The following is a 23,876-nucleotide window of genomic DNA, read 5'->3' on the forward strand; positions in this document are numbered from 1 at the left end:
GCATAGATTGACTCTTGACGATCCTCCTAATCCCTGCACAGGAGCGTCCCGGTCAGGTAAGGCCAAGAACAAGCTGGTGGCTACTGAGGACCATCCGTCAGCAGGAGCTTTGTTCATGGACTTTCTGGAGTTTGTGCGTTTCGCAAACCCGGCGATTGCGATCATAGAGAACGTGCCCGACTACCTGAACAGTACCTCGATGTTGGTCATTCGTTCTGCTCTTGATTCATTTGGGTACAGCGTTTTCGAGTGCATTTTGGATGGTGCGAAATATGGAGCGTTAGAGGACCGGTCAAGGATGGCTGTGGTTGCTTATACGGAAGGTGCTCTAACGAACCTGACAGCGGAAGATGTTCGCCCTTTGAGGAGCAAGGAGGCGACCTTGGAAGCCATCCTGGAGCCTATTTCACCAGATGATGCGCGGTGGAGAAGTTTCGACTACCTGCATGACAAGGAAACGCGAGATCTGGCAGCTGGAAAGAATTTTCAGCGTCAGTTGCTCCCCTCATCAGCGGCCACCTGTGGATGTATCGGAAGGGGGTATGCCAAGGGGCGAAGCACGGAACCATTCATTCTTCATCCCACGAAACCCGGCCTCAGCCGGTTGCTCACGGCTCGCGAGCACGCAAGGGTTAAAACGATACCGGAGGAAGTGGTCGCAGGGGTTTCTGAGACAGTCGCTCATGAAATATTGGGGCAGTCCGTGATCTTTACTGCGTTCGAGGCACTGGCTGCGGCTGTTGGACGCTTACTGGTCAGATCGATAGACGTCGAGGTGTTGGCGCTGATGGAAAATTGACCCACCCTGCCGATTGAAATTTGACCCAGGGCGGATTGCTGATTTTGTTACCAGCAACTGTGGATAAGTCTACCAGCGCAGCTGCTGTTGCCCCCACTCCTTCGCTAGCCCAGTTCAGTTGTTTAAGACCTGCCACACGCAGCCATGTAGCAGGCCGTCGTCGCCATGAAATCAGAACGGCTCATCGTCCTCCGGTTCTTGGCCGCCCTTACGCTTTCGCTCCCGTGATTTGATCTTGGCCTGGGCCGCCAAGCTACTGTGTTGCAGGCGATAGGACTCGTTACCGGTTTCGACGATGTGGCAGTGGTGGGTCAGCGGCGACGTTGCAGAAGTCCGGATCGAACAGGTAATGCGCGCACATCACCGCAAAGCGCGCATTCACCGTCCGGCCTTTGCCCTTATTGACCTTGTCGACGGCCGTCTTCATGTTGTCGTAGATGCCCCGGCGCGGCACGCCGCCCAAGGAGCCGAACGAGCGTGTATGGGCGTCAAATAACATCTCATGGCCCTGGCTCGGATACGCCACAAGCCAGAACGCACGGCTGGCACACAGCTTCAGATGTGCCACCTGCATACGCCGGTAAATGCCGCCGACCAGCAAGCCTTCCTCGCTCCAGTCAAACTGAAACGCCTCGCCAAGAGCAAAGGTCAGCGGCACAAAGGCCTGCGACGCCTTGCCCTGTCCCCCTCGCCAGGCACGGATAAACGCGGTGAGCTGGCTGTAGCCACCGTCATAACCTTCGGCTTTGATTTGCGCCAACAGCGCCTTGGCACTGCGCCGCTGTTGCTTGGGCCGCAGCGAATCGGCTTTTAGCGCCTGCTCCAGCGTGGCGTGAAAAGGGCTGAGTTTGTTGAAGATCGCGCGGCGTTGGTAGACCGGCGGCTTGGCCTCAGGTGCTCTGACCCACTTGCGAATCGTGTTGCGCGCCAACCCGGTGCGCTTGGCTATCTCATGCAGCGACAGCTTGTCGCGGAAATACATCCGGCGGATTTTGCCCATCATTTCCATACTGATCACCCTGTGTTCTCCTGCTCAAAAATTGAGCAGAAGCAGTTGAACACCTGGGTCAGTTTTCAGTCGGCAGAACAGCCTCTACTGGGTCAGTTTTCGGTCAGCGGCAACATTAAAGGACGCTGCCGCTTTCAGTCACGCAAGCAAAGCGCCGCTGATCGCCGCTTATGGAAAGATTGTGGGAATTCCAGAAGAAAACCTCGTATGGACATACCTGAATAAGGGAACCCATGAGGAAGCGAATCGGGACGACTTCGACACCGAAAAAGTTGAAGACGTAGTTCAGACTCTTGAAACACTGGACATGATCGAACTGCGTCGAGGGCGATAGCTGTCAGACGCGACCGTCTGCTTGGGTTTGTTGCTACCAGCTGTCACTTCGGTTTGATTGGCCTAACGGCTAGGGGTGAGTGGTCAGCATGATTAGGAGGCGGTGCGATGTGTCAAACCGTTCTCTCAATTTGAGCTGGCTTGCGTTGGTACACCTGTCAAACCTGCTCTTGATGCGCATCAGTTTGTGTCAATCATAGGAGTTGAGTTTGACGGTCAATGGCCAATTACCAAAATAGCCGTCATGCATAGCATTTTCAGGCGGTTAAGCAGTGTCAATGTCGGGAATGTAAGGTGATATCGCTGACTACTGGCCCGACGATCCACTCGTGGCTGAAGCCACGGCGCGCATCAAACCCAGAAAAACCTGACCGCTGACGGGCGGGGCCGGTTCAGTCCAGCGGCAGTAAAAAGCGGCCGACAACGGGCAAGTGGTCAGAAAGGGTGAGCGTGTCTTCCTGACGCACGTAGCCTTCGATGCGTTTGAGTTTCGGGCTGTAAAACAGGTAATCGAGGGTGCGATCGGGCTCTTCGACACGCGGATTGTTCGGGAAATGCGTGAGCCACAGTTCGCGGTCGATGCCGGTGGCTTCAGGGTTGCTGGGAATCATTGGGTACTTTTTCCACAGCAGGTGCAGCTCGCTATCAGGCGAGTAACCTGCGCGCAACTCGGCGGGCAGGCGCAGAAACTGGCCGATAGGCAGCAAGTTGAAGTCCCCGCCGATCAGCCAGGGGGTGCCGTAACCCTCAAACTTGTCCACCACCGCAGCGGTCGCCTGCATTTGTCGACGCAGGTTGCTGTTGTTCAGCGTCGGGCGGTCGAGTTGGGTATTGATGACCACCAGTTGCCCGCCGTCGTTGAGGGGCAGGTAAGTGACCAGCAGGGCGGGTTTGGGTTGAAACTGACGGCTGACGATGTTGGCCTCGGCCACCGGTAATTGCACGCGCTCGGCGTGTTCGATCTGGAAGCGGCTCAGCGTCACCAGGGTGCGCCCGACACTGCCAAAAATGTGCCGGTCGGGGACGAGGTCGGCTTTCCAGGTGAATGCTTGCGCGCTGCAGGGGTACAGGTCGATCAGGCGCTCCTGTAACAGTTTGAGCTGATCCTGATAGGCACTGGCCTTGGCGTTTTGATCGACCTCTTGCAGCAACACCAGATCGGGCTTTTCGTCGCGGATGACGCGCACCACCTGATCCAGGCTGTAGGCCATGTCTTCGCGGTTGGGGCGGGTATCCGGCCCGCTGCCGTCGCTCAGGTTGTACCAGAACACGTAACGCTTGCCCGCCAGGTATTGCACGTTCCAGGTCATGACCTTGAGTGCCTGACCGGGCACCAGCACCGGGGCCGAGGCAGGGCAACTGACGGGCAGCACCTCCCTGGCCTGCGGGCGCCACGTCAGGCTGTAGATCAGGCACGCCAACAGCGCGGCTGTCAGCAAGAAACCTACTACGGTATTACGCAAAAGACGTGACATGGACTCGGCTTATAAAGGTTGCGCAGAAGGCCGAGCATACGCGCCCCATGCTCGGCATCCCACTGGCAGGCTTGTAGGTAAATCTTCTTTTACTTGTCTGAAGATTCTCGAATCAACATAAATAACCGGAACAAAACCACCGATAGAAACAACTGCAGGAAGCTGTTGATGCTTTCTAGCACCAGTGACAGCACCGGGTTCTCGGCCGGCGGGTACACCGAAAAGCCCAGCTCCTTGAGCAGCATCAAGGGCCCCAGCACCGCCAGAATGCACACGAAGATGCGCCAGAAGTGGCCGCGGCTCAGCTCAAAGCTGGACTTCAAGGCGGCCAGGGGCGGTTCGTCGCGCAGCACCAACTGGTATTCGGCAAACGCAAACACGACGGTCAGGTAGATGCCGGGCACCAAAAACATCGACAGCCCCAGCACGATGAGCAAGGTGCTGATGGCCGCCAACAACGCAAACTTTGGCCACAGTTGCAGCGCACGGGCCAGCAAGTCTCGAGTGCGCGGGCTTTCGCCACGGCTGCGTGCGTCGAGGAACAGGATCAGCGCTGCCGTGTAGATCGGGTACACCAACAAGCCGACAACCAACCCATAGCCTGGCGAAGCATCAGGCCCCGTGGCGTGGTCGACCAGTTGTTGCAGCACGGCCTCAAGAATCACCAGCGGCAAGCACAGCGTCACAATCTGGCCCAGATTGCGCTGGAAGAAGTACAGGGCGTCACGAATAACAGTCAGAGGATTCATGTTCGGTATCAGCATTCAAAAGCGGTGCGCCACTTTAACCGATCAAGCCCGGCATCAAGCAAATGCAAGTGCCTAAGTTCGTGTAAGGCGAATGCCCCATCGGGCGCGGCGGGCGCATTATCCACGCAAACCTTGCGCGGGCTGGCATACTGCCCCACTTGTATTCAGTCGTGCGCCCATTTGCCTGGACGCCTTGAGGTGTCTTCGGTGAAAAAAATTGCAGTCTTTGCAGATGTGCAGAACCTCTACTACACAGTTCGCCAGGCGTATGGCTGCCATTTCAATTACGCCGCGCTGTGGGCCGATATCAGCCAGCGGGGTGAGATTGTTGAGGCCTATGCGTACGCCATCGACCGTGGTGACAGCAAACAGCAGCAGTTTCAGCAAATCCTGCGCAACCTCGGTTTCACGGTGAAGCTCAAGCCCTATATCCAGCGCAGTGACGGCTCGGCCAAAGGCGACTGGGATGTCGGCATCACCATCGACATCATGGACGCCGCCGCCCATGTGGACGAAGTGGTGCTGGCCTCGGGCGATGGCGACTTCGACCTGTTGCTTGAACGCATTGCCCACAAGCACGGGGTCGAAACCGTGGCGTACGGCGTGCCGGGCCTGACCGCCAACTCCTTGATCCGCGCGGCCACCCGCTACGTGCCGATCGAAGGCAATTTGCTGCTTAAGTAACGCTCACTTTTTACAGGATTGACCCCGTTTGGAACGTATCGCCGTCATCGACTTTGAAACCACCGGCATTTCACCGAGCAGCACCTGCCGGGCCACTGAAATTGCCGTGGTCATTCTGGAGCAGGGGCGCATTGTCGAGCGTTACCAGAGCCTGATGAACGCCGGTGTGCGCGTGCCGGGGTTTATCGAGCAGTTGACGGGTATCAGCAACGCCATGTTGCGCACCGCGCCTTCGGCCGAGCAGGTGATGAACGAGGTCAACGAGTTTGTCGGCATCACCCCGTTGCTGGCGCATAACGCCGCGTTCGACCAAAAGTTCTGGGATTTTGAGATGGGCCGCATCAAGCGTACCCGCTTACAGAACTTCGCCTGTTCGCTGCTGCTGGCGCGGCGTTTGATGCCCGCCGCCCCCAACCACAAACTCGGCACGCTGACCACGTTCGCTGACCTGCCTCACACCGGCAAGGCGCACCGGGCGATGGCCGACGCCGAAATGGCCGCCAACCTGACCGCGCACCTGGCCCGGCAACTGCGCGAACAGCATGGTCTGCGTGAGCTGAACCATGACCTGCTGTGCAGCTTGCAAAAAGTGCCGGCCGCCAAGATCAACGATCACCTCAAGCGTTACCGGGGTTTCTGACGCTCACCTAGCGCCCCCATGGCGGTAAAAAGTGTACGGCCGCTTTTGATGCAATCTGTTACTTCTGTTGCACTGCTCCGATGTCTAGACTTCCAGATCCCCTGCCTTTGCCTTTGAGCTGAACCATGCCTGCCGCACCTCGTTTCCCGTTGCAATTGATCGGTGCTTTTTTCGCGTTGTACGTGATTTGGGGGTCGACTTATCTGGTGATCCGTATCGGCATTGAGTCCTGGCCGCCGCTGATGATGGCCGGGGTGCGTTTCCTCGTGGCGGGCAGCTTGATGTATGCGTTCATGCGCTGGCGCGGGTCGCCTGCGCCCACGTGGGTGCAGTGGCGTTCGGCGGCGATGATCGGCTTTCTGCTGTTGGCCTGCGGCAATGGCGGCGTGACCCTGGCCGAGCACTCGGGCGTGGCATCGGGGGTAGCGGCGTTGGCCGTGGCCACCGTGCCGTTGTTCACGTTGCTGTTCGGCTATTTCTGGGGCGCGCGCAATACGCGGCTGGAGTGGGCGGGGATTGTGCTCGGGCTGATCGGTATTGCCATGCTCAACCTCGGCTCCAACCTGCAAGCCAGCCCGCTCGGTGCGGCCATGATCCTGTTTGCGGCGGCGGCCTGGGCCTTCGGTTCCGTCTGGAGCCGTCACTTGCCACTGCCGGCCGGGCCAATGGCCAGCGCTGCGGAAATGCTCACGGCGGGCGCTGTGTTGCTCATCGGCAGCCTGTTGAGCGGCGAGCGTCTGACGCAAATGCCGACAGCCGCCGGTTGGGGTGCCTTGCTGTATCTGGTGTTTTTCGGCTCCATCATCGCGTTCAGTGCCTACATGTATTTGCTTAAAAACGTACGCCCGGCAGCCGCCACCAGCTACGCCTACGTCAACCCGGCCGTGGCGGTGATGCTTGGCATTGCCTTTGCGGGCGAGACCATCGGTTTTGAAGAGTGCCTGGCGATGGCGGTCATCATCAGTGCGGTGGTGTTGATCGGGTTACCGCAGTGGCGCAAGCAGAAACCCGTCTGAATTAGGGTAAACTGCGCGCCATTGCAACCTCTGCACCCACGCGCTGACCTTTTTCGACGGTATCCCCATGACATTCGCCTCCCTTGGCCTGATCGAACCCTTGCTGCGCGCCCTTGAGACGCTCGGCTACCAGACCCCGACCCCGGTTCAGGCCCAAGCCATCCCCGCCGTGCTGGCGGGCCGCGACCTGATGGCCGCCGCCCAGACCGGCACCGGTAAAACCGGCGGTTTTGCCCTGCCGCTGTTGCAGTCGCTGACCATGGAAGGCCCGAAAGTCGCCAGCAACTCCGTGCGTGCGCTGGTGCTGGTGCCGACCCGTGAGCTGGCCGAGCAGGTTCACGAAAGCATTCGCCAGTACGCCGAACACCTGCCGTTGAGCACCTACGCGGTGTACGGCGGCGTCAGCATCAACCCGCAAATGATGAAAATGCGCAAAGGCGTTGATGTGCTGGTAGCCACGCCGGGTCGTCTGCTTGACCTGTATCGCCAGAAAGCGATCAAGTTCAACCAGCTGCAAACCCTGATCCTGGACGAAGCCGATCGCATGCTCGATCTGGGTTTCAGCGAAGAACTGCGCGACATCTACCGCGCCTTGCCGAAAAAGCGTCAGACCTTGCTGTTCTCGGCCACGTTCTCGGATGCGATCCGCGCGCTGGGCGAGCAAATGCTCGACAACCCGCTGAGCATTGAAGTCAGCCCGCGCAACGTCGCGGCCAGCAGCGTCAAGCAGTGGGTTATCCCGGTCGACAAGAAGCGCAAGGCCGAGCTGTTCCTGCATTTGTTGCGCACCCAGCGCTGGAAGCAGGTGCTGGTGTTCGCCAAAACCCGCAATGGCGTGGATGACCTGGTGGGCAAGCTGCAAGCGCTGGGCATCAACGCTGACGGCATCCATGGCGACAAGCCGCAGGCCACGCGCCAACGCGCGCTGGATCGTTTCAAGGCCAGTGAAGTGCAGATACTTGTGGCCACCGATGTCGCGGCCCGTGGTCTGGACATTGAAGACTTGCCGCTGGTGGTCAACTTCGACCTGCCGATCGTGGCCGAGGACTACATCCACCGCATTGGCCGTACGGGTCGCGCCGGTCAGAAGGGCGAGGCGATTTCGCTGGTGTGTGCCGATGAGGTGAACATGCTCTCGGCCATTGAGATGCTGACTCGCCAAACGCTGCCGCGCCATGAAGAACAGGACTTCGAGCCAGAGCACCGCGTGCCCGAAACCGACGCCTCGGGTCAGGTGATCAAAAAACCGAAGAAGCCTAAAAAGCCCAAAACGTCCGGCGGTGGCGGTAAACGCAACCTGGGCAAATGGGTGGACAGCGGCGAAGTGGCCCCGACTGAACCCTCAGTCAAGCCTGTGCGTAAAGTGCCCGTGTTCAACACCGGCCCGCGTAAACGCAAGTAAGGTTTTTAACCGCTACCGCGCGCTGGCGGGTAGCGGTTTTGAATCAGGCCTGAGGGTGCAGCCAGCTTAAAACCCCCAACCCGGCGGCGCGGCCACTGGCGAAACAGCCGGTGAGCAAATAGCCGCCTGTTGGCGCTTCCCAGTCCAGCATCTCGCCTGCGCAGAACACCCCCGGCAACGGTTTGAGCATCAAGTGTTCGTCCAGCGCCTCAAAGGTCACACCGCCCGCACTGCTGATGGCCTCGTCCAGCGGACGTGGCTTAATCAACTGCAACGGCAACGCTTTGATGGCACGGGCCAGCAGCGCCGGGTCTGCGAAACATTCAGCGGGTGCCAATTCGCGCAGCAGCGCGGCTTTCACGCCGTCCAGACCCAACTGGCTGTGCAGATGTTTGCTCATCGAGCGTGAGCCACGGGGTTTGGCGAGCGCCTTTGCCACGTTATCCACAGCCTTGCCCGGCAACAGGTCGATCAGAATCGTGGCAGCCCCTTGCCGGTTGATCGCTTCTCGAATCGGCGCCGACCACGCGTAAATCAGGCTGCCTTCGATGCCACTGGCCGTGATCACGCATTCACCCAAGCGCGGGTTGTGATGCTCCAGTGCAATGGCGATATTTTTCAACGGTGCACCGGCAAATTTGGTGCGCAGTACCTCGCTCCAGCCAGGGACATCAAACCCGCAGTTGCTGGGTTGCAGGGCTGCCAGCGAGACCCCGCGTTCAGCGAGCAGCGGCATCCACGCCCCATCGGACCCCAGCCGCGCCCAACTGCCGCCCCCCAGCGCCAGGACGGTTGCGTCGGGGGTGAGGTGTTTTTCGCCTTCCGGGCTGTCGATGCGCAATGCGCCATCTGCTCGCCAGCCCAACCAGCGATGGCGGGTGTGGATAACCACGCCGGACTCGCGCAACCGCTTGAGCCAGGCGCGTAAAAGCGGCGCGGCTTTCATGTCGGAGGGGAACACCCGGCCCGAGCTGCCAACGAAGGTCTCGATGCCCAGATCGTGAATCCAGCGGCACAGCGCATCGGCATCAAAGGCACGCAACAGGGGCGCAATCTGGGGCGCCCGTTCGGCATAGCGCGACAGGAAGGCGGGATACGCTTCAGAGTGCGTGATGTTCATGCCCCCGACCCCAGCCAGTAAAAACTTGCGCCCGACCGACGGCATGGCGTCATACAGATCGACTCGCACACCCGCCTGACTCAGCACTTCAGCGGCCATAAGGCCCGCCGGGCCACCGCCAATGATGGCGACATGAGGGGGAAGGGAAGGGATGGCGTCAGTCATGGCAAGCTGCAAATCGGCGAAATAAGCGGCGCATTCTACCTGACTGCGCAAATCCGTAGTCGCTGCCGAGCAAGGGGGCGATGTACGCCCGTTCAACGCTCACACTTCACGTCCGGCGACGTCACGGCTCAAGCGTCCGTTCCAGCGCTCCCCGCCAGCCCAAAAGGAGCATCACGACTGCATCTGTACGAAAAACACACAGCGCCTTGCAGGTCACGTGCTGTATGGCCTGCAAGGGCTTTCACTCAGGTTATCCACAAGCGGTTCCACAGGCATTGTGGGTAATTAATCGCAGCCCATTGCGCACCAGACCTTGTGCGCGCTGGGGTGCAAAATCCCATGACGGCGCGCCAGCGCCTTGCGGTCTTTGCTGTAGCCCCCGCCGATCACCCCGACCACCGGTATGTCCCGGCCCAGACAATGCCGCATCACGGCTTCATCACGTGCGGCCACGCCTGCGTCTGTCAGTTTCAAGTACCCCAGCGCGTCGTCCTGGTGCACATCGACCCCGGCGTCGTACAACACCAAATCCGGCTGGTACAGCGGCAGCAAGTAATTCAGCGCTTCATCCACCACTTGCAAATAGGCGGCATCGCCCATACCCATGGGCAGGCCGATGTCCCAGTCGCTTTGCGCCTTGCGCGCCGGAAAGTTCTTTTCGCAGTGCAGCGAAACGGTCACCGCCTCTGGCGTAGTGTCCAGAATGCGCGCCGTGCCATCACCCTGATGCACGTCGCAGTCGAAAATCAGCACGCGACTGACACGCCCGCTTTCCAGCAAGTAACGGCTGATGACCGCCAGATCATTGAAGATGCAAAAGCCCGCCGGGTGGTCGTAGTGGGCGTGTCGGGTGCCACCGGCCAAGTGGCAGGCCAGCCCGTGGCTCAATGCCTGCTCGGCGGCGAGCAGAGAGCCGCCGACGGCGCGAATGGTGCGCCGCGCCAGGGCTTCGCTCCAGGGCAGGCCCAGACGCCGCTGGTCTTCACGCGCCAGCTCGCCCGCCATATAGCGCTCGATGTACGCCGGATCATGGGCAAGGGCGAGGATATCCACAGGGCACAGCGCGGGGCGAAGCAGGTCGGCGTCCCGGGTTAGCCCGGTTTCCACCAGGTGGTCGCGCAACAAGCGGAGTTTATCCATCGGGAAACGATGCTCGGGCGGGAACGCCGGGCTGTAGTCATCGTGATAAATCAGCGGTAAAGGCATGGGGATTTCACGTCGGAACGAGCGCCGGATCTTAACAGCGCGGTACACTGGCCGACACATGAAAAGCCCGGTAATAAATCGGAGGGGTTTGATGGAGCAAATTCAGGAACTCGAAAGTGCCCGTCTTCGCCTGCGCCCGTGGCGAGACACGGATTTGGCAGCGTTTGCGGCCATGTGCGCCGACCCGCGGGTCATGCGCTATTTTCCGGGACTGTTGAGCCGCCTCGAAAGCGCCGCGCTGATCGGCCGTGTTCGCGGCCACTTCGCTGAATATGGCTACGGACTGTGGGCTCTGGAGCGTAAGGACAGCGGTGCGTTTATTGGTTTTACCGGTTTATTGAATGTCGGATTCGACGCACCGTTCACCCCTGCTGTCGAGATTGGCTGGCGCCTGGCGCCCGAGCATTGGGGGTTGGGTTACGCCAGTGAAGCTGCGTGGGCAGTGTTGCGCTGTGCCTTTGACCGGCTGGCGCTGGATCAAGTGGTGTCCTTTACCACCGAGGCCAATCTGCCCTCGCAGAAAGTGATGCAGGCCATCGGCATGCAGCGTGATCTGGCGGGTGATTTTGAACACCCGAAGATCCCCGAGGGCCATCCCTTGCGCCCCCACGTGCTGTATCGGATCAGTCGGGCGCAATGGTTGGAAACGCTGCACGGATAAGCAGGCAAATGACGTTCAAGTTGTAGGTTAAGCGGCGAGTGCCGAATTTTGTGTGGCCGTCGCAGCGAAGATTGCGCCGGTATTGCTCTGTGTGAGGAAAAACTGAATGAGCCAAGTGTTGGATGATCTGGTCAATTTGCTGACCCTGGAACCGATCGAAGAGAACCTCTTTCGCGGCCGCAGTCAGGACTTGGGCTTTCGCCAGTTGTTCGGCGGTCAGGTGCTCGGTCAATCGCTGTCCGCCATGAGCCAGACGGTTGAAGACGCCCGGCATGTGCATTCGATGCATGGTTACTTTCTGCGGCCCGGCGATGCCGGGCTGGCCGTGGTGTATCAAGTCGACCGCGTGCGTGATGGCGGCAGTTTCAGCACCCGTCGGGTGACCGCGATCCAGAAGGGCCAACCGATTTTTACCTGTAGCGCATCGTTTCAATACGACGAAGGCGGGTTTGAGCACCAGATCCCGATGCCCGATGTGGTCGGCCCGGAAAATCTGCCTTCCGAGCTGGACCTCATCCGTCAGCGCGCGCACCTGATTCCCGAGGCCATGCGCGAAAAGCTGCTGTGTGCCAAGCCCATCGAGTTTCGGCCGGTGGTGGGGGAAGACCCGTTCAACCCCAAGGTCTGCGACCCGATCAAATACGTCTGGTTTCGCGCAGACGGCGCGCTGGCCGACACGCCCGCGCTGCACAAGTACCTGCTGGCCTACGCTTCGGACTTCGGCTTGCTCACGACTTCGCTGCTACCTCACGGCAAAGGCGTCTGGCAAAAAGATATGCAAGTGGCCAGTCTCGACCACGCCCTGTGGTTCCACGCGGATCTGCGCGCTGACGACTGGTTGCTGTACGCCATGGACAGCCCGTGGGCTGGCAATTCTCGCGGGTTCTCCCGTGGCAGTGTGTATAACCGCGCCGGGCAGTTGGTGGCGTCGGTCACTCAGGAAGGTTTAATTCGCCATCGCAAGGACTGGGCATGACGCTAAAAGACGTAAAGCATTGGGTGTTCGACATGGACGGCACGCTGACTGTGGCGGTGCATGACTTCAAGCTGATTCATCGTGAACTGTCCATCCCGGACGATGAAGACATCCTCACCCACCTCGCTGGTTTGCCGGCCGCCGAGTCGGCCGCCAAGCATGCCTGGCTGCTGGAGCATGAGCGCGAGCTGGCGCTGGCTTCCACCCCGGCACCCGGTGCGGTCGAGTTGATTCTTGACCTGGCTGAGCGGGGCGTGCGCTTGGGGATTCTGACCCGAAACGCTCAGGAGCTGGCGCAAATCACCCTGAAGGCCATTGGTCTGGATCGGTGTTTTGCTCCCGACGATGTGTTGGGACGTGACAACGCGGCCCACAAGCCCGACCCGGATGGCCTGTTGAAACTGGCCAAGGCGTGGGGCGTTGAGCCTGCGCAAATGGTGATGGTGGGGGATTTCCGCTTTGACCTTGAATGCGGGCGTGCTGCGGGCAGCAAGACGGTGCTGGTCAATGTCCCTGAAAACCCGTGGCCTGGTCTGGCCGACTGGCATGCCAGGGATTGTTTTGAATTGCGGCGCCTCGTGGCCTGATTCGCGGTCAACCTCATGCCAGGGCGATCAGCCCTGGCATCCCGCGCCCCGGCAGTTACAGGCGGGCAGCGGAGAAGGTGTCGCACTGATTGATGTCGCCCTGTGCAAAGCCGGTCTTGAACCACTTCACCCGTTGCGCCGAAGTGCCGTGGGTAAAGGAGTCCGGCACCACGCGACCCTGGCCTTGTTGCTGCAAGCGGTCATCACCAATGGCGTTTGCCGCGTTGAGCGCTTCCTCAATGTCTCCCGGCTCCAGCCAGTTCAAGCGTTTTTGCGCAACGCTGGCCCACACGCCTGCCAGACAGTCCGCTTGTAATTCCTGACGGACCAGCAAACCGCCATCGCCTTTCATGGGTTTGCCTTGCTGGCGGGCCATTTGCATTTTTGACGACACACCCAACAACGTTTGCACGTGATGACCGACTTCATGGGCAATCACATACGCCTGGGCAAAATCCCCTGCGGCCTGAAAGCGCTGAGCCATCTCCTGGAAAAAGCTCATGTCCAGGTACACTTTCTGGTCGGCCGGGCAGTAAAAAGGGCCGCTGGCAGAAGAGGCGAAGCCACACGCCGAGTTGATCTGGCCACTGAACAGCACCAATGTCGGGTCTTTATAGGTGCGACCGGACTGCTGAAAGACCTGACGCCAGGTGTCTTCGGTATCGCCCAGCACGGCACGCACGAACTCGGCTTGTTGATCGTTGGCCGGCGGAGCATGACCGGTTTGTTGCGAGACCTGCGGCGATGATTGCTCGGTTAACTGGCCGCTCAATTGCCCAAGAATTTGCATCGGGTCCTGCCCGGTCAGCAGGCCGAAACCGACGATGACCACCACGGCCATCAGGCTCAGGCCTTTACCGCCCCCAATACGCATCCCGCCGCTTCCGGTGCTTTGATCGCGCACGTCTTCAACGTTGTCGCTACGCCGGCCTTTTTTCCACAGCATGGAGGTGTCCTCTATCAATCTTGTTCATAAGTGTTGTTGCTGACGGGGTGCTGCGCCAGCCCGGTCGTCAGACGCTCTTGCAGTGACCGCGAAGTGTGGCACTTAGTGCGATGACGTCGCAGTGATAAGTTCAGGTCGACGGCAGTGAAACTGAATATCAATTGAAAATCATTCTCGACAAAAAGTAAGATGACGCCCCCTTTCCTTCATGCTCCAGGGAGTCGGTTTGTCGGATATGGATCTCAAGGGCTTGTTCCTCAAGCATGCCAACACCCTGCGCGGGTACTTGGCGCGCAAGGTACGTGACCCACAGCTCGCTGCCGATCTGGTGCAGGAAAGCTTCCTGCGTATGGTTGAGCATGGACGAAAAGCGAAAATCGACAACTCTCCCGGTTATCTTTACCGCACGGCGCGCAACCTGCTGGTGGACCACATTCGTCAGGAAACCCGTCGAAAAACCGACTCGGTAAGCCATGAAGCCTTGGCTGAAATCGAGGATGAAATGGCAGGGCTGGAGGCCCAGGCAATGGCCGAGCAACAGCGCAAAGCCTTGAAACAGGCGCTTTGCGAACTGCCCGAGCGAACTCAGGAAATATTTCGACTCAACCGGATCGAAGGCATGACCCACGCTGAAGTGGCGCGTCACCTTGAAATCTCTGATAGCTCAGTGCAAAAGCATCTGTCCAAAGCCTTGGCTTATGTCATGCAGCGTCTGCAGACCCCGGAGCAGTAATATTCCTACCTATCGACAGATGGCTTACTGAGAATCTTCACGCAAGACGTCACTGCCTATACCTAATGAGAATTTGAGATTCATACGTGAATAGCCAAGGCCCCGAGCAGCAGATCATTACGCAGGCGGCCGCCGAATGGGCGGTGCGTCTGCACGCGGGCCCGTTGAGTGACGAGGCGCAGGCGCACTTGGCCCAGTGGTTGGCGTGTGATGAGCGTCATCGGCCTGCGCTGCAGTTTGCGCAGCAGACATGGGCGGCGCTGGGGGAGTTGGCGCTGGAACCGCACGCACTCAAGCCCGAGGCTCACCGTTTAAGGCCCGAGTCGCCGTGTGCCCGGCCTGCGCCCGTCACTCGACGCCGTCGGCCGTTGCGCTGGGCAGGGCGTGCGGCGGCCGTTTGCATGGTGCTGGCAGTGGCGTGGGTCGGCGGGCCGAACCTGCTGGTGCAGATGCAGGCTGACTATCGAACCGGCACGGGCGAGTTGCGCACTGTGCAACTGGATGACGGCAGCTCGGTGGAGCTGGATGCGTCGAGTGCCATTCGCATTGACTACGACACCCACGAGCGGCGCATCAGCTTGCTGGCCGGTTCCGCCGTGTTTGACGTTGCGCCCATGGGCGAGGCCGAAACCCGGCCGTTCGTGGTGCAAAGTGCTGGGGGGCAGACCCAGGCCCTGGGCACCCAGTTTGTTGTCGGGCGCCAAGGCGCGGATCAGGCCTGGGTCGGCGTTTTGCAACACAGCGTGGCGGTCAGCGTGCAATCGCCACCCAACGGGGGCGCCGCGCAACAGGTGCTCAAAGAAGGCCAAAGTGCGCGCTATACCCCACAGCGCGGCGTGCAGTTGTTGCCGGGCTTTGACCTGAGTTCAGCCACCGCTTGGCGCCGGGGCGTGCTGGTGTTTGACCGCCAGCCACTGGACCAAGTGATTGAGCAGCTCAACCGCTATCGCCCCGGCCAGGTCGTACTGGCCAACCCGGCATTGGCCAGTCGGCAGGTCAGCGGTGTTTTCCGCCTTGAAATGCTCGACGGGGCGCTGCACACCCTCACCTGCGAACTGCACATCAAGCGCGTCGAAATGGCCGGTGTCAGCCTGATTTATTGACCGGTGATGCTGCCATTGACCGTCAACACGGGGCTGCGAGCCATCAGCGAATCGCAGCCCCGTTTTACCTTTTTGAACATTAATCGCAAAAAGCCTTACTGAGTTTCCCCTGCTCGCACGTCTTGCTATTGAGATTCATTCGCAATTCAAATCGTGTACGTTTGGGGATAACAAGAATGGTGTTCAATCAGCGCAAAGGGGTAGGGGCCGCCAGCCGGTTAGCCTTTGCCGTTCATGTCGGTGTGTTCGCGTTGTTGGCAGCGCAGGTGCCTGCTCAGGCGGCTGAAAAAGCCGAGAGCGCAGTGCAGCAAACGTTCATTGCGTTTCATATTCCGGCCCAGCCGCTGGACAAAGCGGTTCTGCAATTTGCCGAGCAGGCCGGTCTGCAAGTGCTGTTCGACAGCCACCTGCTGCAAGGCCTGCATGCCCCGGCACTCAAAGGCGACTTCGGGGTACAGGAAGGCCTGGCGCGACTGGTAGGCAGCAACCCGATTGAATACCGCTTCACGGGCGAGCGCCAAGTCACCCTGACCCGGGTGGACGGCAACCCCACCGGCGCGCTGGCCCTGGGCACCACCTCTATTTCTGCCAGCGAGGCCGAAGGCAATAGCGCTGACTGGGTGTATCAGACGCCCTCTTCCGTGGCCGTGATTACCCGCGACCAAATAGACAAACGTGCCCCGCGCCATGCTGCAGACATGCTGGAAGAAACCACAGGCGTGTACACGGCCGTCAATCAGCGGGATCCAGGTTTGTCCGTCAATATTCGTGGCGTTCAGGACTATGGCCGCGTGAACATGAACATCGACGGCATGCGCCAGAACTTCAACGTTAACGGTCATCAACAGCGCAATGGCGTCATGCTGGTCGATCCCGAAATGCTGTCTGGTGTGCAAATCGATAAAGGCACCCAGTCGGCAATGGGAGGCGCGGCCGTTATCGGCGGGATTGCGACCTTCAAGACGCTTGAAGCCAGTGACTACCTCAAAGACGGCAAAGAGTTCGGAGGACGGATACGAGCGGGCAGCGGCATCGGTGAGCTGGCTAATGGCACCTACTTCAACGGCAGCGGCGTCTTTGCTTTTGGCAATGAAATGGGGGATGCACTTTTTGCTTACAGCGAACGTCATTTTGGCGATTACCGAACCGGGCGGCAAAACGCTGATAACTTGGGCACGCAGATTCGTAACAAAAACGTCTACCCCCAAGCCTGGAAGAGCTGGTTGAACAGTGAGGTCGGTGACACGGGCAGTGTGACCCGCTCACAAATGGTCAAGTTTGGCCTGAACCTGCCAAACGATCAGCGCGCACAGTTCACGTATCTGGAAACAGACAGCGACAGTAATGACGCCTGGACCTACATCAATGCCCAGCACGATGGCTACGACTATGTGCGCAGTAGCAAGAGCAATATCAATACCGGCAACCTGGCATTGGATTACAGCTACAACCCCGATAACGAACTGATCGACTTCAAGAGCAAGTTCTATTACGTCAATACGCAGCTTGACCGCCGCAACGCGCCCCACAATGCCTCCGCCAGTAGCGGCAATGCCTTTGGTGCTTATGAAGATCAGTTTCGCACCAGTACATGGGGCTTTCAGGCCGAAAACACATCGCTCTTTGACTTCAACAATTACGGGGTGTTGAGGTGGAACTATGGCTTTGAGGGCTACCAGGACATTCTCAAGTCCAAAAACAATCTGGTGCCTTCGCAGAATGAACAAGACCTGGCCTGGGTTGAAGGTGCCGACCCTGAGGGCAAGCGCACAATGGCCAGTTTGTTCAGTCGCCTGGATTATCAATACAGTGACTGGCTGACACTGGATGCCGGGTTGCGTTATGACCGCTATCGACTGGATGGCAAAACAGGCATGAGTGTGTGGGAGTTGCCTGTTCATCGGGTCGTTAATGGCGTGCCTACCGTTGTCGGGGGCACGGCCAAGCGCATTGACTATGTCTTTGACACCGAGCGTGAGGAGGGCAGGTTTTCACCGACGTTCGGCATTGGTGTAAAGCCGGGCATCGATTGGCTTCAGCTCTATGCGCGTTGGGGCAAAGGCTGGCGCCCGCCAGCAGTGACCGAGGTCTATATGACCGGTCGCCCTCATGGCGGCAGCGCACCTGAGCGGGTATTCCCCAATCCTTTCCTGAAAGCGGAAGAGTGCCGGGACTGGGAATTTGGCTTCAATGTATTTAAAGAAGCATTGTTTTTTAATAATGATCGCCTCGGCATAAAAGTGGCTTACTTTGATAACACCATCAAAAACTTTTCTTTTATGCACTATGGTATTGCGCTGCCTGAAACGTCCAGCGGCGGCAGTTTGGGGCGCTCGGCGTATGTGAATAACAGTGCGGATACGCGTTTTCGGGGTGTGGAATATCAGTTGAACTATGACATGGGGCGTGTGTACACCCATTTGAATTACACGCATATGATTGGCAAGAACGAATTCTGTGCCAGTGACTATTACATGGGCGGCGCGAAGATAAGAGGCAAACAAATTAGCAGTTGGCGCGAACCATACACACGCCCTGATGGAAAAATTGGCTACACCACAAAACGTGAATATGAGTGGCTTGATAACCCGCTCGCCAGCAATAAAATTAATTGTGGTCCGACCATGGGCAACGCCGCCTATATGCCTGCTGACAGGGGCTCGCTTACAGTCGGTGCGCGGTTTCTTGAGCGACGTCTGGATACCGGAGTGCGTTTACGTTACAGCCCGGGCAATGGTGAAAACCTTAACGACTGGAATTACAGCGGGCTTGAACAGGCCGCATGGCCCAAGTACAGCGTCTATGACCTCTATGCGAGCTACTGGCCAACGGATAAGTTGAACATTACGTTGTCATTGGAGAATGCGACTGATGAAGCTTATTTTGTGGCCATGGGCGATACCAACAATTTGAGCATGGCGCGTGGCCGAACATTAAGCGGCATGCTCGAATACACCTTTTAAATAACAGGCAAGCGCTGTGTTATAGAACCGGTTTGCTCACGCGTTGAGTAAAGGTGCGTCATCGTGCGCACACCTTCCTTAAACCTTCTATGGACGATATTAAGTTATGACGCTTTCAATTAATTACAACTCGGCAGTAGGCGCTGATTCGATTCATGACGTACTGACAGATTGGGCTCAAGGCTTTAAGACGGCCGGTCATGGTTTGAGCAATACCGGTGGTTTTAATGGCGGGGCCCGTGAACTGAGTGGTGAGCAATACGCCACTCACGGCAGTCATCAGTCGGATTACGCTTTTATTGCTGAAAGTAATGCCACCCAGGGGTTGAACTATGTCTATAACCCCGGCGTACCGGCGGGCGACAACATGAACCACTTCCTGTGGGGGCAACTGGATAACGTGAAGTTGGGCGAAGTGCTCACCGGCGGTGCGGGCAACGAATTTGCGTTGAGCGACTACACCGTTTCCTTCAACGGCCTCGACCTCTCCGCGGCCAGTGACGCCGGCCGGGCAGGCAACGCTGTTCAGGACGTGATCTATGGCCTGATGAAAGGCGACGTCTCGGGCCTGGAAGGGGCACTCAACAACCTGCTGAGCGGGTTCGGCCTGTCCACCGATTCCACCTTCGACGACCTGGCCGCCGCCGGTCTGGCACACGCCGACGCACCGCTGGCCGCCGATATCGATCTGGTGGGTGTGCAAGACGTGGCTCAGGACTGGGCATTGGCGGCGTAAACCCCGTCTTGTCCTGTAGCCACGGTTGACGGCTGACAGGACGCCTGTTGTGCCGCGCATGCTCCCCCCAGCGTGCGCGGTTTTGTTGGTTCATCGCTCACGGAATCGCTTCATGACCCGGCACAATGCCCACGTCGCCAACGAGATGCTGGCTGCCTTGACGGCCTACAAGCGTGCTTTTTTCAACATCGGCCTGTTCTCGGCCGTCATCAATTTACTGATGCTGGCCCCCGCGCTGTATATGTTGCAGGTGTACGACCGGGTGCTGGCATCGGGCAATCTCATGACCCTGTTAATGCTGACGCTGATGATCCTCGGGCTGTTCGCCCTGATGGGCGCGTTGGAGTGGGTGCGCAGCCAGGTGGTCATCCGGCTCGGCACGCAAATGGACATGCGCCTGAATCAGCGGGTGTATGACGCGGCATTTGAAGCGCAATTACGCACCGGCAGCCCCGCCGCCGGGCAGGCGCTGAGTGACCTCACACGCTTGCGTCAGTTTGCGACCGGCAATGCGCTGTTCGCGTTTTTCGATGCGCCGTGGTTCCCCGTGTATCTGTTTGTCATCTTCATGTTCAGCCCGTGGCTGGGGCTCTTGGCCTTGGGCGGGGCCGTGGTGCTGATGCTATTGGCATGGATCAACCAGCGGGTTTCGCACGGCCCTCTAAAAGCCGCAAGCGAATGGTCGGTGGAGGCCACGCAGCAGGCCAGCGCTCACCTGCGCAACAGCGAAGCGATCGAGGCCATGGGCATGCTCGACACCCTGCGCGAGCGTTGGCTGGCACAGCACATCGCGTTTTTGACGCAACAAAACCTGGGCAGTGAAAAAACCGCCACCGTCAGCGCCTGGTCCAAAGGTGTGCGCCTGGCCCTGCAATCGCTGGTGCTGGGGCTCGGGGCATGGTTGGCCGTGCAGGGGCAGATGACGGCGGGGATGATGATTGCAGGGTCGATCCTGATGGGGCGCGTGCTCAGCCCGATTGATCAGTTGATTGGCGTCTGGAAGCAGTGGTCGTCCGCCCGTTTGGCGTATCAACGTCTGGAGGCGTTGTTGCAGGCCTATCCGCCGCGCCCGCGTCGGATGGCATTGCCTGCGCCCACAGGTGAATTGTCCGTCGAGCAACTGGGCGCCTGCGCACCGGGCACCCGGCGCGCCACGTTGGCCAATCTGAGTTTCGCGTTGCCCGCCGGTCAAGTGCTGGGCGTCATCGGCCCTTCAGGCTGCGGCAAGTCCACCCTGGCCCGATTGCTGGTGGGGGTCTGGCAGCCCGTCACGGGCAAGGTCCGGCTGGACGGCGCGGACTTGTCGCAGTGGGACAAACACCAACTCGGCCCGCATCTGGGCTATTTGCCTCAGGACATTCAACTGTTTGCAGGGACCATCGCGCACAACATCGCACGCTTTGCAGAGGTCAATGCCGACAAGGTGCTGGCCGCTGCGCAAATGGCGGGCGTCCATGAACTGATCCTGCAATTGCCACAGGGGTACGACACCGTGCTGGGCGACAGCGGCGTCGGGTTGTCCGGTGGGCAAAAGCAACGCATCGGGCTGGCGCGTGCCGTGTACGGCTTGCCCGCCGTGATCGTCCTCGACGAGCCCAATTCCAATCTGGACGACGCGGGAGAGCAGGCGTTGTTGCAGGCGATTACCCGGCTGAAAACCCTGAAGCGAACGTTGATCCTGATTACCCACAAGCCCAATGTGCTGACCCTCACCGATCAATTGCTGATCTTGCGTGACGGGCAACTGCAAGCGTTCGGACCGACCGCCAGCGTGCTGGCGGCACCGGCTCCAGGGCAAGCGCGCGCTGCGAAACCGACCATGAACGTGAGCTACCGCCTCGGTGTGGTAGAGGCGGGCAAGGCATGAGTCTTACGAACGTTAAAGCGCTGGACGACCGTAACGTCCTGCAACTGGATGACCGCCGCTACGCGCGGTTGGGGTGGCTGTTGATGCTCGGCGGTTTTCTCGGTTTTCTCGGTTTTCTCGGTTGGGCCGCGCTGGCGCCTCTCGATAAAGGCGTAGCCGTGTCAGGCAACGTCATGGTCTCGGGGCACCGCAAAGTGGTGCAACACCCGAGCGGCGGAATCGTGGCGCGCATTGATGTGCGCGAAGGTGACAGCGTGACGGCCGGGCAGGTGCTGATTCGCCTCAAGGAGACGCCTTTGCGGGGGCAGGCGCAGTCGTTGCGCAGCCAGTTTTATGCGTCGCTGGCCAGCGAAGCACGGCTCAATGCCGAGGCCGATGGCGCCACACACGTGAGCTTTCCGCCCGAACTGCTGGCCCACCAGGATGAGCCCGCGGTGGCGCCCAATCTGGCGTTGCAAGCGCAGTTATTCCATAGCCGACGTCAGGCATTGCTGCTGGATCAGCAGGGCATCGGTGAAAGCATTGCAGGCGCCGAGGCGCAACTGCGCGGGGTGCGTGATTCCCAGGCCAATAAAATCCTGCAACGCACGGCCCTGACTGAACAGCTGGAAGGCCTGCGTGAACTGGCCCGCGACGGATACATCCCACGCAACCGGCTGCTGGACAGTGAGCGCGTGTATGCCCAAGTGCTGGGGTCGATCAGCGAAGACTACGGGCGCAGCGGGCAGTTACAGCGACAAGTGCAAGAGATGCGTCTGAAAGTGCGTCAGTTGGCCGAGGAGTATCAAAAGGAAGTCCGCACGCAATTGGCCGAGACCCGTGTGCGTACAGAAGACCTGCGTCACCGGCTGGCCTCGGCAGAGTTCGAACTGGCCAACAGTCAGCTGCGTGCGCCTGCGTCGGGCATTGTGGTGGGGCTGGACGTGTTCACCGAAGGTGGCGTTATCAAGCCCGGTCAGGCGTTGATGGAAATCGTCCCGCAAGGCGAGCCCTTGCTGGTGGAGGCGCGCGTGCCCGTCGAACTGGCTGACAAGGTGCATGCAGGGTTGCCGGTTGAACTGATGTTCTCGGCTTTCAGCCAGAGCACCACGCCCCGGGTGGCGGGTGAGGTGACGCTGGTGTCGGCGGATCGCCAGGTGGATCAACGTACTGACGAACCGTATTACACACTTCGTGCCCAAGTCAGCGAAGCCGGGCTCAAGCAACTGGCCGGTTTGCAGATCCGTCCGGGCATGCCGGTGGAAGCGTTCGTGCGCACGGGCGAGCGTTCGCTGCTCAACTACGTGTTCAAGCCCTTGCTCGACCGCACCCACATGGCGCTGGTGGAGGAATGAGCGTGCGCCGACTTTTTTACGCGGTGGTCATGGCCTGCGGCTGTTCGATGCCCTCGGCGCAGGCGTTGGGGTTGCTCCAGGCGTATGACTTGGCCGTGCGTAACGATCCGACGTTTCAGGCGGCGATTGAAGAACGGGCAGCGGGGGAGGAAAACCGCGCCCTGGGTCGCTCCGCGTTATTGCCGACGTTGTCGTGGAACTACAACAACTCGCGTAATGCTTCGCAGGTCACCCAAGCCGACACGCGCACTGACCGTGACTACCGCAGTTATGCGTCGACCCTGACCTTGCAGCAGCCGTTGCTGGACTACGAAGCCTATGCCCGATTCCGACAAGGTGCGGCGCAAGCGTTGTTCGCGGATGAGCGCTTTCGCAGCAAAAGCCAATACCTGTTGGTTCGCGTGCTAAGTGCCTACAGCCAGGCGCTGTTGGCCCGCGAGCACATTGAGTTGAGCCGTGCGCAAAAGCGCGCCTATGCCGAGCGCCTGCAACTGAACCAGCGTTTGCTCAAAGGCGGCGAAGGGACGCGCACCGATGTGCTGGAAACCCGCGCGCGCCTGAGCATGGCCGTGGCGCAAGAAATCGAAGCGCAGGACGATCAGGACGCCGCGTTGCGTGAATTGGAAGCGATGTTGGGTAAACCGTTGCAGGTTGAAGAGCTCGACCCGCTGGTGGCGCCTTTCACTGTCCCGCCACTGGAGCCTCAACGTTTTGAAAACTGGCGCGAACTGGCCTTGGCCAATAACCCTGAACTGGCGTCGCAACATCATGCACTGACATCGGCCGAGTACGAAGTGGAGCGCAAGCGGGCCGGTCACCTGCCCACGCTCAGCCTGTATGCCAGCAGTCGGCAGTCCAGCTCCGATTCAGAAAGCACCTATAACCAGAAATACGACACCAACAGCGTAGGCATTCAGCTGCGTGTGCCGTTGTTTGCAGGGGGCTCGGTGTCGGCTTCCACGCGTCAGGCGGCGCGGCAATTGTCTCAGGCGCAGTACGAACTGGACGCACAGACCGCGGCCACGTTGGTTGACCTGCGCAAACAGTTCAACCTTAACAACAGCGCGGCGGCCAAGGTGCGGGCATATGAAATGGCAGTTGACTCCGCCAGTGCCCTGGTGCAAGCGACGCAAAAAAGCGTACGGGGCGGGGAGCGGGTCAATCTGGACGTATTGGACGCAGAGCAGCAGTTGTTCAGTGCGAAGCGGGATTTGGCGCAGGCGCGTTACGCTTATTTGCTGGCGCGGGTGCAGCTCAAGTATTACGCCGGACTATTGAATGAAGGGGATTTGCAGCAGATGGCCGGGTATTTTCAACCCTGAAAACGCCAACCCTTGACGCTGCCTCGCGCCTCGTCGGTGACTACAGGTTG

General features: G+C 59.5%; 19 protein-coding genes and 3 pseudogenes. 15 read left to right on the top strand and 7 right to left on the bottom strand.

Going from position 1 to position 23,876, the window contains the following annotated elements:
- Positions 1-31: 31 nt before the first annotated feature.
- A pseudogene (locus TU74_RS12310) lies at positions 32-799 on the top strand (DNA cytosine methyltransferase); the annotation flags it as partial.
- A 171-nt stretch (positions 800-970) separates the two neighbouring features.
- Here TU74_RS12310 and TU74_RS24155 read toward each other — a convergent pair.
- From TU74_RS24155 to TU74_RS12325, 4 genes and pseudogenes are all read right to left on the bottom strand, one after another.
- Positions 971-1,117 (bottom strand): annotated as a pseudogene (locus TU74_RS24155) (ATP-binding protein); the annotation flags it as partial.
- Positions 1,113-1,808 (bottom strand): annotated as a pseudogene (gene istA / locus TU74_RS12315) (IS21 family transposase); the annotation flags it as partial. The pseudogenes TU74_RS24155 and istA, both read right to left, overlap by 5 nt.
- Positions 1,809-2,533: 725 nt before the next feature.
- Positions 2,534-3,616, bottom strand: a complete 1,083-nt coding sequence (locus TU74_RS12320) for an endonuclease/exonuclease/phosphatase family protein (protein ID WP_048376703.1) — start codon at positions 3,614-3,616, stop codon at positions 2,534-2,536.
- An 89-nt stretch (positions 3,617-3,705) separates the two neighbouring features.
- A complete protein-coding gene (locus tag TU74_RS12325) occupies positions 3,706-4,365 on the bottom strand; it encodes a YciC family protein (protein ID WP_048376779.1) in 660 nt (219 codons plus the stop codon).
- 207 nt (positions 4,366-4,572) lie between these two features.
- On the opposite strand from TU74_RS12325, the gene TU74_RS12330 reads away from it, so the two are divergent.
- The 4 genes from TU74_RS12330 to TU74_RS12345 all read left to right on the top strand — a co-directional run bounded on the left by TU74_RS12330 (position 4,573) and on the right by TU74_RS12345 (position 8,107).
- Positions 4,573-5,049: an NYN domain-containing protein gene (locus tag TU74_RS12330; protein WP_047295671.1), complete on the top strand. Its 477-nt coding sequence runs from the start codon at positions 4,573-4,575 to the stop codon at positions 5,047-5,049.
- A 28-nt stretch (positions 5,050-5,077) separates the two neighbouring features.
- Positions 5,078-5,689, top strand: a complete 612-nt coding sequence (locus tag TU74_RS12335; RefSeq protein WP_047273533.1) for a 3'-5' exonuclease — start codon at positions 5,078-5,080, stop codon at positions 5,687-5,689.
- A 125-nt stretch (positions 5,690-5,814) separates the two neighbouring features.
- The gene (gene yedA / locus TU74_RS12340; RefSeq protein ID WP_048376705.1) at positions 5,815-6,705 is read left to right on the top strand and encodes a drug/metabolite exporter YedA; all 891 of its coding nucleotides are present in this window, start codon (positions 5,815-5,817) and stop codon (positions 6,703-6,705) included.
- 67 nt (positions 6,706-6,772) lie between these two features.
- The gene (locus tag TU74_RS12345) at positions 6,773-8,107 is read left to right on the top strand and encodes an RNA helicase RhlE1 (protein ID WP_048376707.1); all 1,335 of its coding nucleotides are present in this window, start codon (positions 6,773-6,775) and stop codon (positions 8,105-8,107) included.
- A gap of 43 nt (positions 8,108-8,150) precedes the next feature.
- Here TU74_RS12345 and TU74_RS12350 read toward each other — a convergent pair whose 3' ends face one another.
- Positions 8,151-9,392 (bottom strand): TIGR03862 family flavoprotein, encoded by a 1,242-nt coding sequence (locus TU74_RS12350; RefSeq protein ID WP_048376780.1) that lies wholly within the window; start codon positions 9,390-9,392, stop codon positions 8,151-8,153.
- A 285-nt stretch (positions 9,393-9,677) separates the two neighbouring features.
- Positions 9,678-10,598 (bottom strand): histone deacetylase family protein, encoded by a 921-nt coding sequence (locus tag TU74_RS12355; RefSeq protein WP_048376709.1) that lies wholly within the window; start codon positions 10,596-10,598, stop codon positions 9,678-9,680.
- A gap of 91 nt (positions 10,599-10,689) precedes the next feature.
- On the opposite strand from TU74_RS12355, the gene TU74_RS12360 reads away from it, so the two are divergent.
- The 3 genes from TU74_RS12360 to TU74_RS12370 all read left to right on the top strand — a co-directional run bounded on the left by TU74_RS12360 (position 10,690) and on the right by TU74_RS12370 (position 12,822).
- Positions 10,690-11,259, top strand: coding sequence for a GNAT family N-acetyltransferase (locus tag TU74_RS12360; RefSeq protein ID WP_047273538.1), 570 nt, complete (start codon positions 10,690-10,692; stop codon positions 11,257-11,259).
- A 106-nt stretch (positions 11,260-11,365) separates the two neighbouring features.
- Positions 11,366-12,235: an acyl-CoA thioesterase gene (locus TU74_RS12365; RefSeq protein WP_047295666.1), complete on the top strand. Its 870-nt coding sequence runs from the start codon at positions 11,366-11,368 to the stop codon at positions 12,233-12,235.
- Complete coding sequence (locus tag TU74_RS12370) at positions 12,232-12,822, top strand: HAD family hydrolase (RefSeq protein ID WP_047295665.1); 591 nt, start codon at positions 12,232-12,234, stop codon at positions 12,820-12,822. Before TU74_RS12365 ends, TU74_RS12370 begins: the two co-directional genes overlap by 4 nt.
- 55 nt (positions 12,823-12,877) lie before the next feature.
- Here the strand turns inward: TU74_RS12370 and ypfJ are convergent, their stop codons facing one another.
- Complete coding sequence (gene ypfJ / locus TU74_RS12375; protein ID WP_047273541.1) at positions 12,878-13,768, bottom strand: KPN_02809 family neutral zinc metallopeptidase; 891 nt, start codon at positions 13,766-13,768, stop codon at positions 12,878-12,880.
- Positions 13,769-13,994: 226 nt separating this feature from the next.
- Here ypfJ and TU74_RS12380 point away from each other — a divergent pair, with 226 nt between their 5' ends.
- From TU74_RS12380 to TU74_RS12410, 7 genes are all read left to right on the top strand, one after another.
- Positions 13,995-14,501, top strand: coding sequence for an RNA polymerase sigma factor (locus tag TU74_RS12380; RefSeq protein ID WP_048376711.1), 507 nt, complete (start codon positions 13,995-13,997; stop codon positions 14,499-14,501).
- Between the two features lie 86 nt (positions 14,502-14,587).
- Positions 14,588-15,604 carry a FecR family protein gene (locus TU74_RS12385; RefSeq protein ID WP_048376713.1) on the top strand — a complete coding sequence of 339 codons (1,017 nt, stop codon included), beginning with the start codon at positions 14,588-14,590 and terminating at the stop codon, positions 15,602-15,604.
- A 176-nt stretch (positions 15,605-15,780) separates the two neighbouring features.
- Positions 15,781-18,567 carry a TonB-dependent receptor gene (locus TU74_RS12390; RefSeq protein ID WP_048376715.1) on the top strand — a complete coding sequence of 929 codons (2,787 nt, stop codon included), beginning with the start codon at positions 15,781-15,783 and terminating at the stop codon, positions 18,565-18,567.
- A 106-nt stretch (positions 18,568-18,673) separates the two neighbouring features.
- Positions 18,674-19,303: a heme acquisition protein HasA gene (locus TU74_RS12395; RefSeq protein WP_048376717.1), complete on the top strand. Its 630-nt coding sequence runs from the start codon at positions 18,674-18,676 to the stop codon at positions 19,301-19,303.
- Positions 19,304-19,415: 112 nt separating this feature from the next.
- Positions 19,416-21,170, top strand: a complete 1,755-nt coding sequence (locus tag TU74_RS12400) for a type I secretion system permease/ATPase (protein ID WP_048376719.1) — start codon at positions 19,416-19,418, stop codon at positions 21,168-21,170.
- On the top strand, positions 21,167-22,504 hold the full coding sequence (locus TU74_RS12405; protein WP_048376720.1) for an HlyD family type I secretion periplasmic adaptor subunit: 1,338 nt from the start codon (positions 21,167-21,169) through the stop codon (positions 22,502-22,504). The genes TU74_RS12400 and TU74_RS12405 overlap by 4 nt, the downstream gene beginning before the upstream one ends.
- Complete coding sequence (locus tag TU74_RS12410; RefSeq protein WP_420912161.1) at positions 22,501-23,826, top strand: TolC family outer membrane protein; 1,326 nt, start codon at positions 22,501-22,503, stop codon at positions 23,824-23,826. Before TU74_RS12405 ends, TU74_RS12410 begins: the two co-directional genes overlap by 4 nt.
- The last annotated feature ends 50 nt before the right edge of the window (positions 23,827-23,876 follow it).

It is taken from the genome of Pseudomonas lundensis, from assembly GCF_001042985.1.
Taxonomy (GTDB): Bacteria; Pseudomonadota; Gammaproteobacteria; order Pseudomonadales; family Pseudomonadaceae; genus Aquipseudomonas; species Aquipseudomonas lundensis.

Coding starts and splice junctions, on each gene's coding strand:
- TU74_RS12360 (WP_047273538.1), top strand. CDS start 10,690: ATGGAGCAAATTCAGGAACTCGAAAGTGCCCGTCTTCGCCTGCGCCCG.
- TU74_RS12400 (WP_048376719.1), top strand. CDS start 19,416: ATGACCCGGCACAATGCCCACGTCGCCAACGAGATGCTGGCTGCCTTG.
- TU74_RS12410 (WP_420912161.1), top strand. CDS start 22,501: ATGAGCGTGCGCCGACTTTTTTACGCGGTGGTCATGGCCTGCGGCTGT.
- TU74_RS12390 (WP_048376715.1), top strand. CDS start 15,781: ATGGTGTTCAATCAGCGCAAAGGGGTAGGGGCCGCCAGCCGGTTAGCC.
- TU74_RS12395 (WP_048376717.1), top strand. CDS start 18,674: ATGACGCTTTCAATTAATTACAACTCGGCAGTAGGCGCTGATTCGATT.
- TU74_RS12365 (WP_047295666.1), top strand. CDS start 11,366: ATGAGCCAAGTGTTGGATGATCTGGTCAATTTGCTGACCCTGGAACCG.
- TU74_RS12370 (WP_047295665.1), top strand. CDS start 12,232: ATGACGCTAAAAGACGTAAAGCATTGGGTGTTCGACATGGACGGCACG.
- ypfJ (WP_047273541.1), bottom strand. CDS start 13,768: ATGCTGTGGAAAAAAGGCCGGCGTAGCGACAACGTTGAAGACGTGCGC.
- yedA (WP_048376705.1), top strand. CDS start 5,815: ATGCCTGCCGCACCTCGTTTCCCGTTGCAATTGATCGGTGCTTTTTTC.
- TU74_RS12320 (WP_048376703.1), bottom strand. CDS start 3,616: ATGTCACGTCTTTTGCGTAATACCGTAGTAGGTTTCTTGCTGACAGCC.
- TU74_RS12325 (WP_048376779.1), bottom strand. CDS start 4,365: ATGAATCCTCTGACTGTTATTCGTGACGCCCTGTACTTCTTCCAGCGC.
- TU74_RS12350 (WP_048376780.1), bottom strand. CDS start 9,392: ATGACTGACGCCATCCCTTCCCTTCCCCCTCATGTCGCCATCATTGGC.
- TU74_RS12345 (WP_048376707.1), top strand. CDS start 6,773: ATGACATTCGCCTCCCTTGGCCTGATCGAACCCTTGCTGCGCGCCCTT.
- TU74_RS12355 (WP_048376709.1), bottom strand. CDS start 10,598: ATGCCTTTACCGCTGATTTATCACGATGACTACAGCCCGGCGTTCCCG.
- TU74_RS12405 (WP_048376720.1), top strand. CDS start 21,167: ATGAGTCTTACGAACGTTAAAGCGCTGGACGACCGTAACGTCCTGCAA.